The organism is Xenorhabdus hominickii, from assembly GCF_002632725.1.
GTDB lineage: Bacteria > Pseudomonadota > Gammaproteobacteria > Enterobacterales > Enterobacteriaceae > Xenorhabdus > Xenorhabdus hominickii.
Map to the genome: position 1 here is coordinate 407489 of NZ_NJAI01000006.1, position 12431 is coordinate 419919.

Consider the following 12431-nt stretch of genomic DNA (forward strand, 5'->3'; position numbering starts at 1 on the left):
CCCGAAATAAGCATGATTTTGATTTCGGGCAATCATTTTCTGGCGATAATTGTTCAATTTATGGCTCTTCATCCACACTAATAGGACAAACAAATCCATCTGGTTTAATGGCAAGCAAATCACATTTTAATTTATCAATAACATGCTCAGCAGTATTACCAAGAAACGCAGCGGATAGCCCCGTTCGGCCTAGAATGCCTAAAACAACGACTCCTGCATTTAATTCATCGCATACTTCCGGAATGACTTTTTCCGGTATACCTTCATGAACATGGGTGTACTGCTCACTAATCGAAAATTTTTGCCGCAATTCCTTCATAGAAACAAGATGTTGACCACGCAATGCTTGGTTATACACATTCGGATCAAAATCAGGTAGCTCTGTGGCAATATTTAAAGGTGCAACCGGATAAGCACTAACAAGATGAATCAGTGGTTCTTTTACAATTCGATTGGCAAGATCTTGTGTTTCTCGCACTAATTTAAGATTTAGTTCATTATGATAAGATTCTTCATTGGATAAATTGACTGCAACAACCGCAGAGCCACTTTCTGGCCATACTTGATCTTTTACCATCCAGACAGGACAGGGACTTTTACGTAGCAATTGCCAATCAAGTGGAGTGAAAATGATGGATCCCAGTCGAGAATGCTGATGTGCCATTTTCAATAATAAGTCATGATTTTCAGTGATGATTTCTTGAATAATGGCTTCGTAAGCGCGATTGTGCCAAACAACTTTGATCTCAATATCAATCCCTGACTCAAGATAGTAATAGGCTTGCTGCTTTATCCAAGCGGCTCGTTGCCCAATAACACCTTTGCACATGGCATTTCTTTCTTCGGGAGAAAGAAGGCTGGTCATTTCATATGAAATATCATAGATAGGTAGAAAGGCTTTAATTCGACCACCATTACGCTGCACGATATAAACTGCACGTCTTAATGCGGGCTGATCATCCTGATTGGGGTCAATTGCAACTAAGATATTTTGGTAGTTTGCCATATTGAGTTCCTCGCAGAGGCTGAATGCCCCCTTCATACAGAAGATAAACCAATATAACCAACTATAACAGGGTAAAAAAATGCCAGATCAGGAAAATATAGTGATCTGGCTTAAAATTTAGATGACATCAGGATGCGGTAGCGGGAGCTTTACCAGCCAATTCCGTCAATTTAGCCATATCTTCGACCGCGATATATTTGCCTTTGACCGCCAAAATGCCATTCTTCTGGAAACGGCCAAGTAAGCGACTAATTGTCTCAACAGTCAAACCAAGATAATTGCCAATGTCGCCACGTGTCATGGTCAAACGGAATTCACGAGGTGAGAAGCCTCGTTGCGCAAAGCGGCGGGACAAGTTGTAGACAAAGGCGGCCAGCCTTTCTTCCGCATTCTTTTTGGAGAGCAACAGGATCATCTCTTGGTCACCTTTGATTTCGCCACTCATCAAGCGCATCATTTGCTGACGCAGATTAGGCATTTTTCCAGAGAGATCATCCAGAGTTTCAAACGGAATTTCACATACCATCGATGTTTCGAGAGCTTGGGCAAAACTTGGGTGTTCGGTGTTAATAATGGCATCGAACCCAACTAAATCACCCGCAAGGTGGAATCCTGTAATTTGTTCATCGCCTTCTTCAGTAATTGTATAACTTTTGATTGTCCCAGAACGGATGGCATAGAGTGATTTCAATGCATCACCCGCCTTAAACAACGTTTGCCCTTTCTGGATAGGCTTCTTGCGCTCGATGATATTATCTAGCTGATCAAGTTCGTGTTCATTTAAGGTGAAAGGAATGCAGAGCTGGCTAATGCTACAATCCTGACAGTGGATTGCGCAACCACCAGATTGAATCCGACGAATAATACGTTTTTCCGGGATCATAGGGAATGCTCATTAGAAGTGATTGATATGAGAGCTAATTTAACATATTTAGGTAGCTCTGATAAGAGGTAGATACTCCTATTAATCACGGCATAACTATCGAAAAAAAGTAAATTTTTTTTTGGATTAACATTGAACTTGCGTAAAATTTTGCCCATTCAATATAATATCTCAATCAAACTAAAATTGAATCAATAAGATATGGATGTAATACGCGTCGATGATGTTTTTTGATTACAGAGAAATGGAATAGAATTGACATGAGTGAATGGCTGTTGATTGCATTTACAATGGCAGTACAAGGCTCCATTGGGCTTGTGCTGATGAGTGCACTTTATATTTACTGGTTTAAGCATAAATTAAACACATGGCACAATTCGATGACTATCATTGTGCAAAGAACCTTATTAGTCAGCAATGTGTTGGCAGGGATCAAGTTAGTGGCCTCCCTAAACATTTTAGAGTACCCGTTGAATGTTTATCACTCATTCCGTCATGTTATGCCGGAATGGGTAAACACAGAAACAACTTTTGCTGCCATCTATTTTGGTCTGCTGGTTTTATATACGATTTTTATCGTAATCATAAAACAAGTACATGCTTATATCCTTCTGGGGATAGGTATCATTGGTTTAATCAGCCTTCATTATATGGCGATTATTTACGTTAACAGTGAGATGGTCACTTGGACAAACATTAATACTTATTTTCTGTTCTACAGTGCGGTGTTTACATTGGGGCCTGCGTTGGCACTGTCATTTATTGGTTGTCCGTTAAGAAAACACATTCAAGGACCATTGCCTATCAAATTGGTGATGACAGCACTGTTGGTTGTGTTTATCAGTATAACAGTGCGCTTGATTGAACACCCAGCCTATATGGGGTGGTTAGCGGAAGCCATAACAGTGAATGATAATGCTATTTTTCCACACCAAGTTGAACTTAATATCAAAAGTGCCTTTGGACTGAGGATGGTTTCATGGTGCTTATATATCATTGCAATGACAGTTTGGACGTATGCTTTATGGAAGGAGAAATATAGCTTATCATTGCATAATAATTATTCTATTTTACTTGGTGCAATTTTTATGTTTATCGCTGAGTTAGCTAATCAATATACATTTTTTGCTATGTGCAATATATAACATACTCTTTATTTTTCAATTTACAGCTTTGTTGGTTGTATTCACTTACTCCAATCGCATAACTTATCTATGTTTTGTTCTGCATAACAGAATTTGTGAAAAAATCACGCTTTCTGTTATGTGTGAACGCCATCATTAGAGCCTAATGGTATGGCTTGTATAGTTCATATATAAATCTTTACTCCATAACACCTTAAGACATTCTTCGCATTTCTTTGTAGTAGCGCACAAATTTAAAGTTAATTATTAACTTATTATTAATATTCATAGAATAATGTCTTATATCTACAAAAATAGATTAACCTGGCACAGGTAGTAGAGTGATTTTTGTGCATTACCTAAAAATCAAACAATATACTTTCAAACAGTTATTGTGGGCTTTTTATCAGCATCACAAGGAATCCTTCATTCATATAGAAAATAAAAAAATTTATTAATAAATTTATAAAATTTAACTTTACTATAAAACACAAAAAATCAGTTAAAAGGTTGCGCAAATTATGACCAAGCCATTTCATCCAAATTTAAATATAGATGCGTTGTTTTTGGGCCCAAAATCAGAAAATGCGGTTTTTTTTAGAGAGATGATGGACTATGCAGTTAGCGAACACATACATTGGCGCTCAGGTTTTCATCCCGAAGATTCGGCCTTGGTCACATCTGTTGACCGTTATGAACACAATTACAGAGAAACACTTTACCAGACAGAAGGGATCTTAAATCAGTTATCAGCAAAACTGAAAAACACGTCAATCCCTTTCTTTTCTCCCCGTTATCTTGGCCATATTAGCAGTGATACGTTGATGGTTTCTAACCTTGCTTATGTTATGGCCATGATGTACAACCCAAACAACTGTAGCTATGAATCCTCTCCTACAACAACAGAGCTGGAACTTGAATCCGGGTTAGATCTCTGCCGCATGTTTGGTTATGATCCTCAGCAATCTTGGGGACACATCACTTCTGGCGGTACTGTAGCTAACTATGAAGGATTATGGGTTGCCAGAAATGTAAAAACGTTACCTTTTGCAATTTCCCAACATCCAAAAGCAAAAGATCTGCTCAATCATAAATCTCCTCAGCAATTGAGAAACATGTCAACGGCTGAAACTCTAGATTTAATCAGTGAACTGCAACAGCGTGGAATTTTCGAGGAAGTCCGCGATATGACGTGTCGTGGCATTGGAGTAAAACCAGAAATATTGGGCAAACTACTGGTTCCACAATCCAAGCATTACTCTTGGATGAAAGCAGCAGATATTTTTGGTATCGGTCAGGAAAACATTATTTCATTGCCTGTTAATGAAAACTATCAAACTGACATTGTTCAAATGAGGAAGATAGTTTTTGATTTAATTGAAAAAGGCGAGTCAATTTTGGCAATGATTGCTGTGGTAGGAACAACGGAGGTTGGGGCGATAGATCAAATTGATAAAGTCATCGCATTGAGGCAGGAATGTGAGGAGCTTTATGGTGAATCATTCTATATCCATGTTGATGCAGCTTATGCAGGATACGCTTGTTCTATGCTCCTGAATGAACAAGGAGAGTTTGTAGAATATGATGATCTGGTTAATCATCATCGTACGATAGGAATTATGCCTGAAGGCATTAGCTGGCCGAAACCGGAGGTTTACCAAAGTTTCAAGGCATTGAAAGAAGTTGATTCGATTACAGTTGACCCGCATAAGGTTGGATTTATTCAATACGCGGCTGGTGCCATCTGTATGAAAGACAAACGTATTCTCGACCTGATTTCTTCCCGGGCGGCTTATGTCTTTGAAGAGAAAAACGATAATACGAATCCCTCAGCTATCAATAGAGGAATTCTAGGTTCATCTATCATGGAAGGCTCAAAAGCAGGAGCGACAGCAGCGGCTCTCTGGGCTGCCCATCGATTATTACCTTTGAATATCAATGGATATGGAAAAATCATCGCTGCCGGTATTGTCACCGCTCACCGTCTATTGGATAAGCTCGCGAATTTAGCGCCAATAGAAGTAGGTATGCATCGGTTTGAAGTGCATATTATGCCATTCCCTGATTTTCATATGATTAACTTCACATTCAAAGAAGTTGGCAACGAGAGTTTGACCCGCCACAATGCCCTCAATAAACGCCTTTATGAACTTTGTTCATATTATACAGGGCGTGCTTATGCCAACGATTTTCTTACATCATCCACCATACTGGATTACAAAGAGTATGGTGATACACCGCAGCATTATGCAGAAAAATGTGGTTTTAGCCGCAGTGAATGGGAGAAAACCCGCCGCATTTATGTATTACGAGCTGCGGTAATGACTAGTTGTTTGCGTAATGAAGAACATTTCGAAGAGTTTTGGCAGAAACTTCAAGCTATCTTTGTTAGTAAACTGAATCAGTTGGTTGATGAAGAAGAGAAAAAAGTACGACGGACAACCAGTATAGATAAACCGTTTATTGCTGTCCGGTCATGATAATTTGAATATGACGTCGCTGACATTTTCATTAACCTAAATAACTACCAGCAAAAAGAGCCTGAAAAGCTTTTCAGGCTCTTTTCATTACCTCGAATATTTCAATATTATTTATTTTATACCTACCCAAACAGTCCAAAAATCTTTTTCAACAATAAAATCCGACAGCGTTCCCAGCTTCTGAATCAGATCGTACCATTCTTATTGGGCTTCACGGCCAACATAAGCATATTTGTTTTCTTTGGCATTAAAGTTGATTGGCATAATCAATGTCCTTACGGTTGCTTTCTCAATTGGCGATAGGGATCACGCCCAAAGAAACACCGAATCCCATCAGAATGACACCAATGACTCGATTAAGTATGGTTTGTTTTTCTAACATGGCAGCTCTAAGTTTATAGTGAGAAAAGAAAACAGCAACGCTTATAAACCAGATAAGGTGCATGAGAGACATAAAAATCCCATAACTCATTTGCAAGCCGATACTGGTGGATGGTGAAACAATCTGAGTAAAGGTACTGACAACAAAAAGTGTCGATTTAGGATTCAATACATTTGTCAGAAAACCCGTTCTAAACGCCGTAATTGCAGCCTGTTTTGTTGAGTTAATATCAACATCAATTTCTGTTTTTGATGTGATCGTCTTATAACCTATGTAGATAAGATAAATAGCTCCCGCAACTTTTATGGCGAGTAATATATTGGGTGAATGCGCAATTAAAATACCAATACCAAGGATGGTATAAGCAACATGAACCAATATACCTGATGCTATCCCAATGGCTGCTAATATGCCGGCTCGTCGGCCGTAAAGATAACTGTTGCGGGTGATCATTGCAAAGTCAGCCCCCGGGCTGATAACTGCAAGAATAGTAATAACGGCTACAGCAATTAACTCTGTCATTATGTCCTCTGAATAGCACTTGTCATATTTTGATAACTTATTTTATTGATCTATTTGACTAAAGAATAACGATTAATTTACGCTGAAATGATTGAGAAAAAATCAACAATAAAGGATTGTAATGAAAGAGCTACCCCCACTGAATTCGTTGAGGGCATTTGAAGCGGCAGCCCGTTACCAAAGTTTAGTCAAAGCAGCAGAAGAATTATGTGTGACACAAGGAGCGGTCAGTCGTCAAATCCGGCGATTGGAGGCTATTTTAGGTATTACTTTATTTGAACGCAGAAATAGGGGGATCTTTTTGACTCCTGCTGGTGAAAAACTCAAACAAACCTGCCAACAAGCATTTGAACTGCTAGCATCGACACTCGATGAACTCCAACAAACATCCCAAGGAACACCGTTAATTGTTTCTTGTGAACCCACAATCATGATGAAATGGTTGCTTCCTAATTTAATGAAGTTTAAGGAAAACTATCCTGATATCGAAATTCATTTAGTCTCAGGGGGTGGCAATATCGACTTTTCGCGAAATTCGGTCAACTTAGCCATTCGGCGAAATGATTTTTTTGGGGAATACGTTTAATAAGTCATCCGTAATCATGAGCAGTCACATATAATCACATATTTAAATTCAACCATTTGATTTTTATTTAAATTAAACCATTCCATTGCTTGCTATAGTCATCATTAGTCACAAACATTCATCTTGTATCATGAAAAAAATGTACATATGTGAGTACATAAACTACATTAAAAGCTGTATTATTTTTTGAGGAAAGTGATATGGCAATTACTGATTCATGGCTGCGTTCCACCAGCGGTAAACCCCAAGAGAAAATGATTACTAAGTCTGATAGGGATAGCTTATCTGTTCGCGTTACCCCTAAAGGAAAAATCATATTTCAATTCAGGTATCGATGGAACGGCAAAGGAGATCGAATTGATATTGGTACTTACCCTGCAACCAGCTTAAAAGATGCTCGTGACGCTGTCACTTTTTACCGAGGAGAACTCGAACAACACCGTAACCCTAAAATAGTTAAACGCGTTCGCAAAGAGTCTGCATTAAGCGCAGTGACCGTAGAGGGACTAATGCGAGAATGGTGGAAGACGACAATGCAAGGCTCAAAAATTGAGGCTGATTCTATTTTGCGTTCTTTCGAAATTCATGTGTTCCCTAAAATCGGTAAACTTCCTCATGATGAGGTGACGCTCCATGTTTGGCTTGCCTTAATTGAAGACATTTCCAAGCAAGTACCGTCAATTGGCACTCGCATATTGACATACTCCAAGACTGCGCATAGATGGGCTGTCCGGCGCGGAATGACCAATTTAACTCCATTATCTGATGTGGAAAAAAGTGATTTAGGAGGAAGAGCTGCGGATGCTGATCTCGATTCTGAGATGGGCGAAAGGACATTAAATGAAGAAGAGTTAGTGGTTCTTTTTAAACTCATTAATGCTTCTGACTACAACCCCCGCAACGCATTAATAATAAAATTGTGCCTGCTATTTGGATGTCGCGTTAGTGAGCTGTTGAAAGCCAAGGTTAACGACTTTGACTATGAGAAGAATGTTTGGATTGTTCCGCCCGCCAACCATAAAACAGGGAGAAGATCCAAGAAGCCCATAATCAGACCTATCATTCCAGCAGCTAAAGAATTAATCGAGCACGCAAAGAAATTAAACGGTGGAAGTTCATATTTATTCACAGTATCTAGCGGAAAACCCTTCGCTCGGGGATCATACATTCAAATAATTACAATTCTTAATAAAAGAATGGCTCCTTACCTGCCTACTTGCGCTCACTGGTCAATTCATGATTTGCGTAGGACTATGCGCACTGAAATTTCCGAATTAACATCACCTCATGTAGCTGAAATTATGCTGGGGCATAAATTGCCGGGAATATGGCAGGTGTACGATAAGCACACCTACCTAGACGAGCAGAGAGAGGCCTATGAACGCTGGTGGGATAAGTTGACTAAAATTGTTTCCCGTTCTCCCAGTCAAAAATATCCTGCCGCAGAAAGTTAAGCTGGTCGGATTTAAATCTGGGTTTTGGGAAGCCTTCTCGTTTTTGCTTCCCATTACCGCACCACAATCTTATTGTATGTGGCTTTACGCCATATCGGCCTGCCAGTTCGTCTGTTTTGATATAAGGTGATTGATTCATCATTTACCTCCTTTCTGATACCGGTTCTCCAAAACTGTTTTCGCCACCATTGCCGGTGTTGCCTTATCACTCCATGTCGCTTCAAAAATAATGCTGTTCAATTCCGTTGTGAGAATATCATCCAAATTTTTTGGTCTCGCAGAGTAGGGCACCTCATCGGGCACCCCGTTCATCATGTCGATAGTGAGTTCAGCGATTGCCTTTTCTCCCCGTTCTGGCTTCCGGTAGCCTGCCTGCCAGACTGCCTCGGTGATATCAGCAGGATCACCCCAGACCGAAGCAATGATTTGGGTGAGGTGGAAGGCGTCATTGATCATTGTTATTCTCTCCACTTTCCAACCAGTTAAAGAGTTGCTGTATATTCTGGGCGTCTATTACTCGTTGCCCTGTATCCAGAACTTTGACTGTTATTTGGGTGCCTTCAATATCGACAGCCTCTTCCTCTATAACTGTTGGTAATTTTTCTTCCTGTTGAATCTGCTCATCTGCCTTCTTCAATAACCCGCTCGCCCATTCTTTCCCGTCATCAATATGACCAGCCAACCCAATTTCATTTTGTGCGTTATCGATGCTTATCATTATTCTTTACCTCGCTTATTACGTGCTTTCTTCACCGGTGTTAATTTCACTTCGGCCACTTTGGGCGCGGGTGGCAGAAGAGGGCAGATGCCCTCATGAATATGTTGGTTACGTCTCATGCGGTGGATAATCCGCTGCGTGTGATCCCTGCCGTCGTCAATGTGGAATGTGGCCTTAACAAGTACATCGTCAATGTCTGCCCGCTGGCGGTGTCCCTTAGTCACGGTCTGCCTCCCTGCAAATGGTTTTGTAAGCCCGCATCATGTGATTGGTTTTGCCTGTGATCACCGTTCTTCTGAAAAACACCCCGGAAGAAGCAGCCCGAACAGGTGTGGCTAACAGGGCAGCATCAACACAACGGTTGTGTAAGCGGCGTTCTGTAATAAAGCTGGCAAGGATGATTTGTGCTGTGTTGCCCTTGTCCTGATATTCGATTTTCATTGAAACGCCCCCTTACACCCGCGTTGGCATGACAACAAACTGAGGGTTGCCATAACGCTGATTGATGTTGTCGCCAAACTTCATTAAGCAAGCGCCTGTCATGCCGGAGGGGTGCATGGAAACGGTGATGAGTCTTGAATCAATCCCAAATATTTTGTAGGGGTAGGCCAAGTACTCAGCCTGAAAGTGGGGAATAACATTTTCCACTTTCTTTGGGATCACGCGGTCTAAATCAGGGAAGCGACCATCCAGCATGGTTAAAACGGTGAATCCAACCCGAATCCCGGCAATATCCCGGTGAACGGCATAAGGTTCTTTGGTGAAATGCAGTTCCGTTGTGTCTGCTTTCTTGGGGATCTTCCCGTGAAACTGCACGATAGCTTTACGGCGCGTATTCACGCCATGCTCTAACCGAAAAGCGACATAGCCGTTTGTTGATTCCAGATATTTTGGAGTGATATTCACCCCACACAGGTAATAACGCGGGTCATTTTTAGCCACACAGACCAGTGCGGCACGTAATAAATTGGAGTTAATGATCATGACTTTACCTCCGCCTTTGAGCATGCATCCAGACTGCTAATCGTGTTTTTGTTGAATCCTTCCGGCATGACAGAGAAGAGCGTGTGATTAGTTGACGTCAGCTGCTCGTCAGTGAATACTGCCTGTGATTTTGCGATAGCCTCCATTGCATCATGGGCCTCCATAGCAATACGCAGCGTGTGTCGATGCCCGCAAGGGTAATTAGCCAAATAGGTCACAATGTACTTTTCCATTTCCATCACCTCACTTTTTGCCAAACAGTTTTTTGAGATCAACACCGTGTACCGCCAGCCATGCTTCGGCAGGCCATGACTTAACATGTCCATATCGGGTGTCAGGAACCTTCACCGCTTCGATGTTGTTTTCCTTGCACCATTTGCGGAGTGGGGCGTACTGGTATTCTTTTTCTGTGGCGTTCTGCACCGCCGTAACCGTTGCGTGTTTTGTGCTTTCACCCAGGCGTTCTTCCAGCTCTCTACATTTGCGGGTAACAGCACCGAGTTTGCCGAGTGCCTGAGCTTCACGACTGCGACTGATCTGTGATTTGGTGCGGCGAGCTTCATCACGTTCTTGAGTAATGACGACCTTTTCTTTTTCAGTTGTCAGCAATGCTTCCAGAGCTGCAATGTAATCACCGGGCAAGGCAAGGGGATTGGTTGCGGTTTTTTTCTGATGAAAGTAAGCTGACTCCATTTTTTCAAAGAAAGACCATGCCTCATCGGTATCAAGAATTTTCGACATGCGAGCCGCACCTTTCTCTGTGAAGAGGGTGATTTGATTTGCGTGTTTATTAACCAAGTCAATATTATTGCCTTGGTTCTTAAATGATTGAAAGTTATCACCTTTAAGAGTGAATACATGAATACCCTCAAGAAAGCGGCTGCGGTGATTAGCGATATTGGAACGGATGTTTGTTGGTTCTGTACCATACCCAGTCGCCAGCGTTTCAGTGGTAACGACACGAACGCCTTGCCACTCGATCACTGGCAGCTTGTTTGAATCGACAGTAATTAATTCGTTTTTCTTGCTCATTATTCTGCTTCCTTAAGTTCAATCTTCATTTTCTTTGCATGACGTCGCATGGCTCTATTAAGTGGTACTCTTAGGAATTCGCCTTCTGTTGAGAAATTGGCGATATATTTTTTTGAATTTAAATAATCACGTTCTTCGTCTTTTCCTAAGCGCATTCCTTGAGGGATGGTCATTCCCATAAATCCTTGTTGCGTTTTACTTCTTTTTATTTTTGCCATCACAATCCCTCCCTAAGAGTTATTTTTGCTTTTCGAACACAGCGCAGATTATTCTTGGTACATTCCTGTTCTTGTTTTTTATCCTGAGATAATAAGAGCGCATTTCCCCATGCTTTGGCGGCGCGGCGAAATAAGCCTTTCAGTTCTAAATTCCGTGCTAATTGCTTTGCTTGTTCATATTCAGTCATGATTAGCCTCCGCCTGTTGAAACTTTTGTTTCCACTTATTTGTTTCAGGATGATTTTCGAGGTGACTTTCCAATACCTCCGCCGTTCGTTTGTTTACTGCTGCTATTTTTCTGTTTTCTTTCTGAGTTCTTATTGCTGCGCTATAGCTGGTATGTAATAAATGCCTTTTTTCGTTATGCTCCTGACGGTATTCAGACCATAATTGAGCATTAATACTGGTGGCTACACTTCTGGCTTTTCCCCAATATGAAGCGGCAAGGTCATACTTCTCTTCTTTCTCTTTCTGGATGGCTGTATTAGCAAAATCTAAATAGGTTTCATTTTTCATTTTATTGGCTCCGTTTTTTGTGCGACATATTCCAGAAGGTGAGTCATGAAATCCTCACCTTTGGAGGTTAAGTTTCCGTTCTTGGTAATAAAGCAGTTGTAGGTATTAATAAGCGCATGTGGCTTATGTGGATTGTTATCTAACTCATCCTCAAAGAATTTAATCAAAGCCTGTGTTAATATTTCCTCGCCTAAATCCAGTCGATAATTAATCTTTCCTACTTTGATTATCTCAGTGTGGGTTCCGAATTTAATTTGTAATGAATCCAATTTGGCGTGTACTAATGCCTTTCGCTTTCTTTCAAGCAAAGTTAATTGTGTCATTTTCTATTTCCCGTTTTTAGGGTGATCAAATCCCCAGCGATGGCGCTGTAATTAAAACGTGTTTATTGTTTTATTATTTTGATTGCAATCGGGAAAGTTTATTCCCTATAGCTATTAATTCATCTTGGGTTTTTCTGTGTTTTTCTATCGCCTTTATGTGTTCCTTCTTAAGTCGAATAATTTCTCTTTCCTGCTTAAGTTTG

Annotated in this window: 18 protein-coding genes; 4 read left to right on the top strand and 14 right to left on the bottom strand. The window is 40.7% G+C overall.

The window, feature by feature from the left end; all coding sequences use genetic code 11:
• Positions 1-58: 58 nt before the first annotated feature.
• The gene (gene uspE, locus Xhom_RS49370; RefSeq protein ID WP_069315718.1) at positions 59-1006 is read right to left on the bottom strand and encodes a universal stress protein UspE; all 948 of its coding nucleotides are present in this window, start codon (positions 1004-1006) and stop codon (positions 59-61) included.
• Positions 1007-1133: 127 nt separating this feature from the next.
• Positions 1134-1889, bottom strand: a complete 756-nt coding sequence (locus Xhom_RS49375; RefSeq protein ID WP_069315719.1) for an FNR family transcription factor — start codon at positions 1887-1889, stop codon at positions 1134-1136.
• Positions 1890-2149: 260 nt separating this feature from the next.
• Here Xhom_RS49375 and Xhom_RS49380 point away from each other — a divergent pair, with 260 nt between their 5' ends.
• Together Xhom_RS49380 and Xhom_RS49385 are read left to right on the top strand one after the other, a co-directional pair.
• Complete coding sequence (locus Xhom_RS49380) at positions 2150-3034, top strand: dimethyl sulfoxide reductase anchor subunit family protein (RefSeq protein ID WP_069315720.1); 885 nt, start codon at positions 2150-2152, stop codon at positions 3032-3034.
• A gap of 500 nt (positions 3035-3534) precedes the next feature.
• Entirely contained in the window at positions 3535-5493 is a 1959-nt protein-coding gene (locus tag Xhom_RS49385; RefSeq protein ID WP_069315721.1) for a pyridoxal phosphate-dependent decarboxylase family protein, read from the top strand.
• A 289-nt stretch (positions 5494-5782) separates the two neighbouring features.
• Here Xhom_RS49385 and Xhom_RS49390 read toward each other — a convergent pair whose 3' ends face one another.
• Positions 5783-6397: a LysE family translocator gene (locus Xhom_RS49390; protein ID WP_069315722.1), complete on the bottom strand. Its 615-nt coding sequence runs from the start codon at positions 6395-6397 to the stop codon at positions 5783-5785.
• Between the two features lie 121 nt (positions 6398-6518).
• Between Xhom_RS49390 and Xhom_RS49395 the strand changes: the two genes are divergently transcribed.
• Both Xhom_RS49395 and Xhom_RS49400 read left to right on the top strand, forming a co-directional pair.
• Entirely contained in the window at positions 6519-6983 is a 465-nt protein-coding gene (locus Xhom_RS49395) for a LysR family transcriptional regulator (RefSeq protein WP_069315723.1), read from the top strand.
• Between the two features lie 200 nt (positions 6984-7183).
• Entirely contained in the window at positions 7184-8437 is a 1254-nt protein-coding gene (locus tag Xhom_RS49400; protein ID WP_069315724.1) for a tyrosine-type recombinase/integrase, read from the top strand.
• 138 nt (positions 8438-8575) lie between these two features.
• Here the strand turns inward: Xhom_RS49400 and Xhom_RS49405 are convergent, their stop codons facing one another.
• From Xhom_RS49405 to Xhom_RS49455, 11 genes are read right to left on the bottom strand one after another with little or no spacing between them, the layout of a single operon-like run.
• A complete protein-coding gene (locus Xhom_RS49405; protein WP_069315725.1) occupies positions 8576-8893 on the bottom strand; it encodes a hypothetical protein in 318 nt (105 codons plus the stop codon).
• Complete coding sequence (locus Xhom_RS49410) at positions 8883-9155, bottom strand: hypothetical protein (protein WP_069315726.1); 273 nt, start codon at positions 9153-9155, stop codon at positions 8883-8885. Before Xhom_RS49410 ends, Xhom_RS49405 begins: the two co-directional genes overlap by 11 nt.
• On the bottom strand, positions 9155-9379 hold the full coding sequence (locus tag Xhom_RS49415) for a hypothetical protein (protein ID WP_069315727.1): 225 nt from the start codon (positions 9377-9379) through the stop codon (positions 9155-9157). The genes Xhom_RS49410 and Xhom_RS49415 overlap by 1 nt, the downstream gene beginning before the upstream one ends.
• Positions 9372-9596: a hypothetical protein gene (locus Xhom_RS49420; protein WP_069315728.1), complete on the bottom strand. Its 225-nt coding sequence runs from the start codon at positions 9594-9596 to the stop codon at positions 9372-9374. Before Xhom_RS49420 ends, Xhom_RS49415 begins: the two co-directional genes overlap by 8 nt.
• A gap of 12 nt (positions 9597-9608) precedes the next feature.
• On the bottom strand, positions 9609-10139 hold the full coding sequence (locus Xhom_RS49425) for a beta clamp domain-containing protein (protein WP_069315729.1): 531 nt from the start codon (positions 10137-10139) through the stop codon (positions 9609-9611).
• Entirely contained in the window at positions 10136-10372 is a 237-nt protein-coding gene (locus Xhom_RS49430) for a hypothetical protein (protein ID WP_069315730.1), read from the bottom strand. Before Xhom_RS49430 ends, Xhom_RS49425 begins: the two co-directional genes overlap by 4 nt.
• A 10-nt stretch (positions 10373-10382) precedes the next feature.
• A complete protein-coding gene (locus Xhom_RS49435) occupies positions 10383-11171 on the bottom strand; it encodes an ORF6N domain-containing protein (RefSeq protein ID WP_069315731.1) in 789 nt (262 codons plus the stop codon).
• The gene (locus Xhom_RS49440) at positions 11171-11389 is read right to left on the bottom strand and encodes a hypothetical protein (RefSeq protein ID WP_069315732.1); all 219 of its coding nucleotides are present in this window, start codon (positions 11387-11389) and stop codon (positions 11171-11173) included. The genes Xhom_RS49435 and Xhom_RS49440 overlap by 1 nt, the downstream gene beginning before the upstream one ends.
• Positions 11389-11577, bottom strand: a complete 189-nt coding sequence (locus tag Xhom_RS49445) for a PerC family transcriptional regulator (protein ID WP_069315733.1) — start codon at positions 11575-11577, stop codon at positions 11389-11391. Before Xhom_RS49445 ends, Xhom_RS49440 begins: the two co-directional genes overlap by 1 nt.
• Complete coding sequence (locus Xhom_RS49450; protein WP_069315734.1) at positions 11570-11905, bottom strand: ANR family transcriptional regulator; 336 nt, start codon at positions 11903-11905, stop codon at positions 11570-11572. The genes Xhom_RS49445 and Xhom_RS49450 overlap by 8 nt, the downstream gene beginning before the upstream one ends.
• Entirely contained in the window at positions 11902-12228 is a 327-nt protein-coding gene (locus tag Xhom_RS49455; RefSeq protein WP_069315735.1) for a hypothetical protein, read from the bottom strand. The genes Xhom_RS49450 and Xhom_RS49455 overlap by 4 nt, the downstream gene beginning before the upstream one ends.
• Positions 12229-12431: the final 203 nt, after the last annotated feature.

Coding starts and splice junctions, on each gene's coding strand:
- uspE (WP_069315718.1), bottom strand. CDS start 1,006: ATGGCAAACTACCAAAATATCTTAGTTGCAATTGACCCCAATCAGGAT.
- Xhom_RS49375 (WP_069315719.1), bottom strand. CDS start 1,889: ATGATCCCGGAAAAACGTATTATTCGTCGGATTCAATCTGGTGGTTGC.
- Xhom_RS49380 (WP_069315720.1), top strand. CDS start 2,150: ATGAGTGAATGGCTGTTGATTGCATTTACAATGGCAGTACAAGGCTCC.
- Xhom_RS49385 (WP_069315721.1), top strand. CDS start 3,535: ATGACCAAGCCATTTCATCCAAATTTAAATATAGATGCGTTGTTTTTG.
- Xhom_RS49390 (WP_069315722.1), bottom strand. CDS start 6,397: ATGACAGAGTTAATTGCTGTAGCCGTTATTACTATTCTTGCAGTTATC.
- Xhom_RS49395 (WP_069315723.1), top strand. CDS start 6,519: ATGAAAGAGCTACCCCCACTGAATTCGTTGAGGGCATTTGAAGCGGCA.
- Xhom_RS49400 (WP_069315724.1), top strand. CDS start 7,184: ATGGCAATTACTGATTCATGGCTGCGTTCCACCAGCGGTAAACCCCAA.
- Xhom_RS49405 (WP_069315725.1), bottom strand. CDS start 8,893: ATGATCAATGACGCCTTCCACCTCACCCAAATCATTGCTTCGGTCTGG.
- Xhom_RS49410 (WP_069315726.1), bottom strand. CDS start 9,155: ATGATAAGCATCGATAACGCACAAAATGAAATTGGGTTGGCTGGTCAT.
- Xhom_RS49420 (WP_069315728.1), bottom strand. CDS start 9,596: ATGAAAATCGAATATCAGGACAAGGGCAACACAGCACAAATCATCCTT.
- Xhom_RS49425 (WP_069315729.1), bottom strand. CDS start 10,139: ATGATCATTAACTCCAATTTATTACGTGCCGCACTGGTCTGTGTGGCT.
- Xhom_RS49430 (WP_069315730.1), bottom strand. CDS start 10,372: ATGGAAAAGTACATTGTGACCTATTTGGCTAATTACCCTTGCGGGCAT.
- Xhom_RS49435 (WP_069315731.1), bottom strand. CDS start 11,171: ATGAGCAAGAAAAACGAATTAATTACTGTCGATTCAAACAAGCTGCCA.
- Xhom_RS49440 (WP_069315732.1), bottom strand. CDS start 11,389: ATGGCAAAAATAAAAAGAAGTAAAACGCAACAAGGATTTATGGGAATG.
- Xhom_RS49445 (WP_069315733.1), bottom strand. CDS start 11,577: ATGACTGAATATGAACAAGCAAAGCAATTAGCACGGAATTTAGAACTG.
- Xhom_RS49450 (WP_069315734.1), bottom strand. CDS start 11,905: ATGAAAAATGAAACCTATTTAGATTTTGCTAATACAGCCATCCAGAAA.
- Xhom_RS49455 (WP_069315735.1), bottom strand. CDS start 12,228: ATGACACAATTAACTTTGCTTGAAAGAAAGCGAAAGGCATTAGTACAC.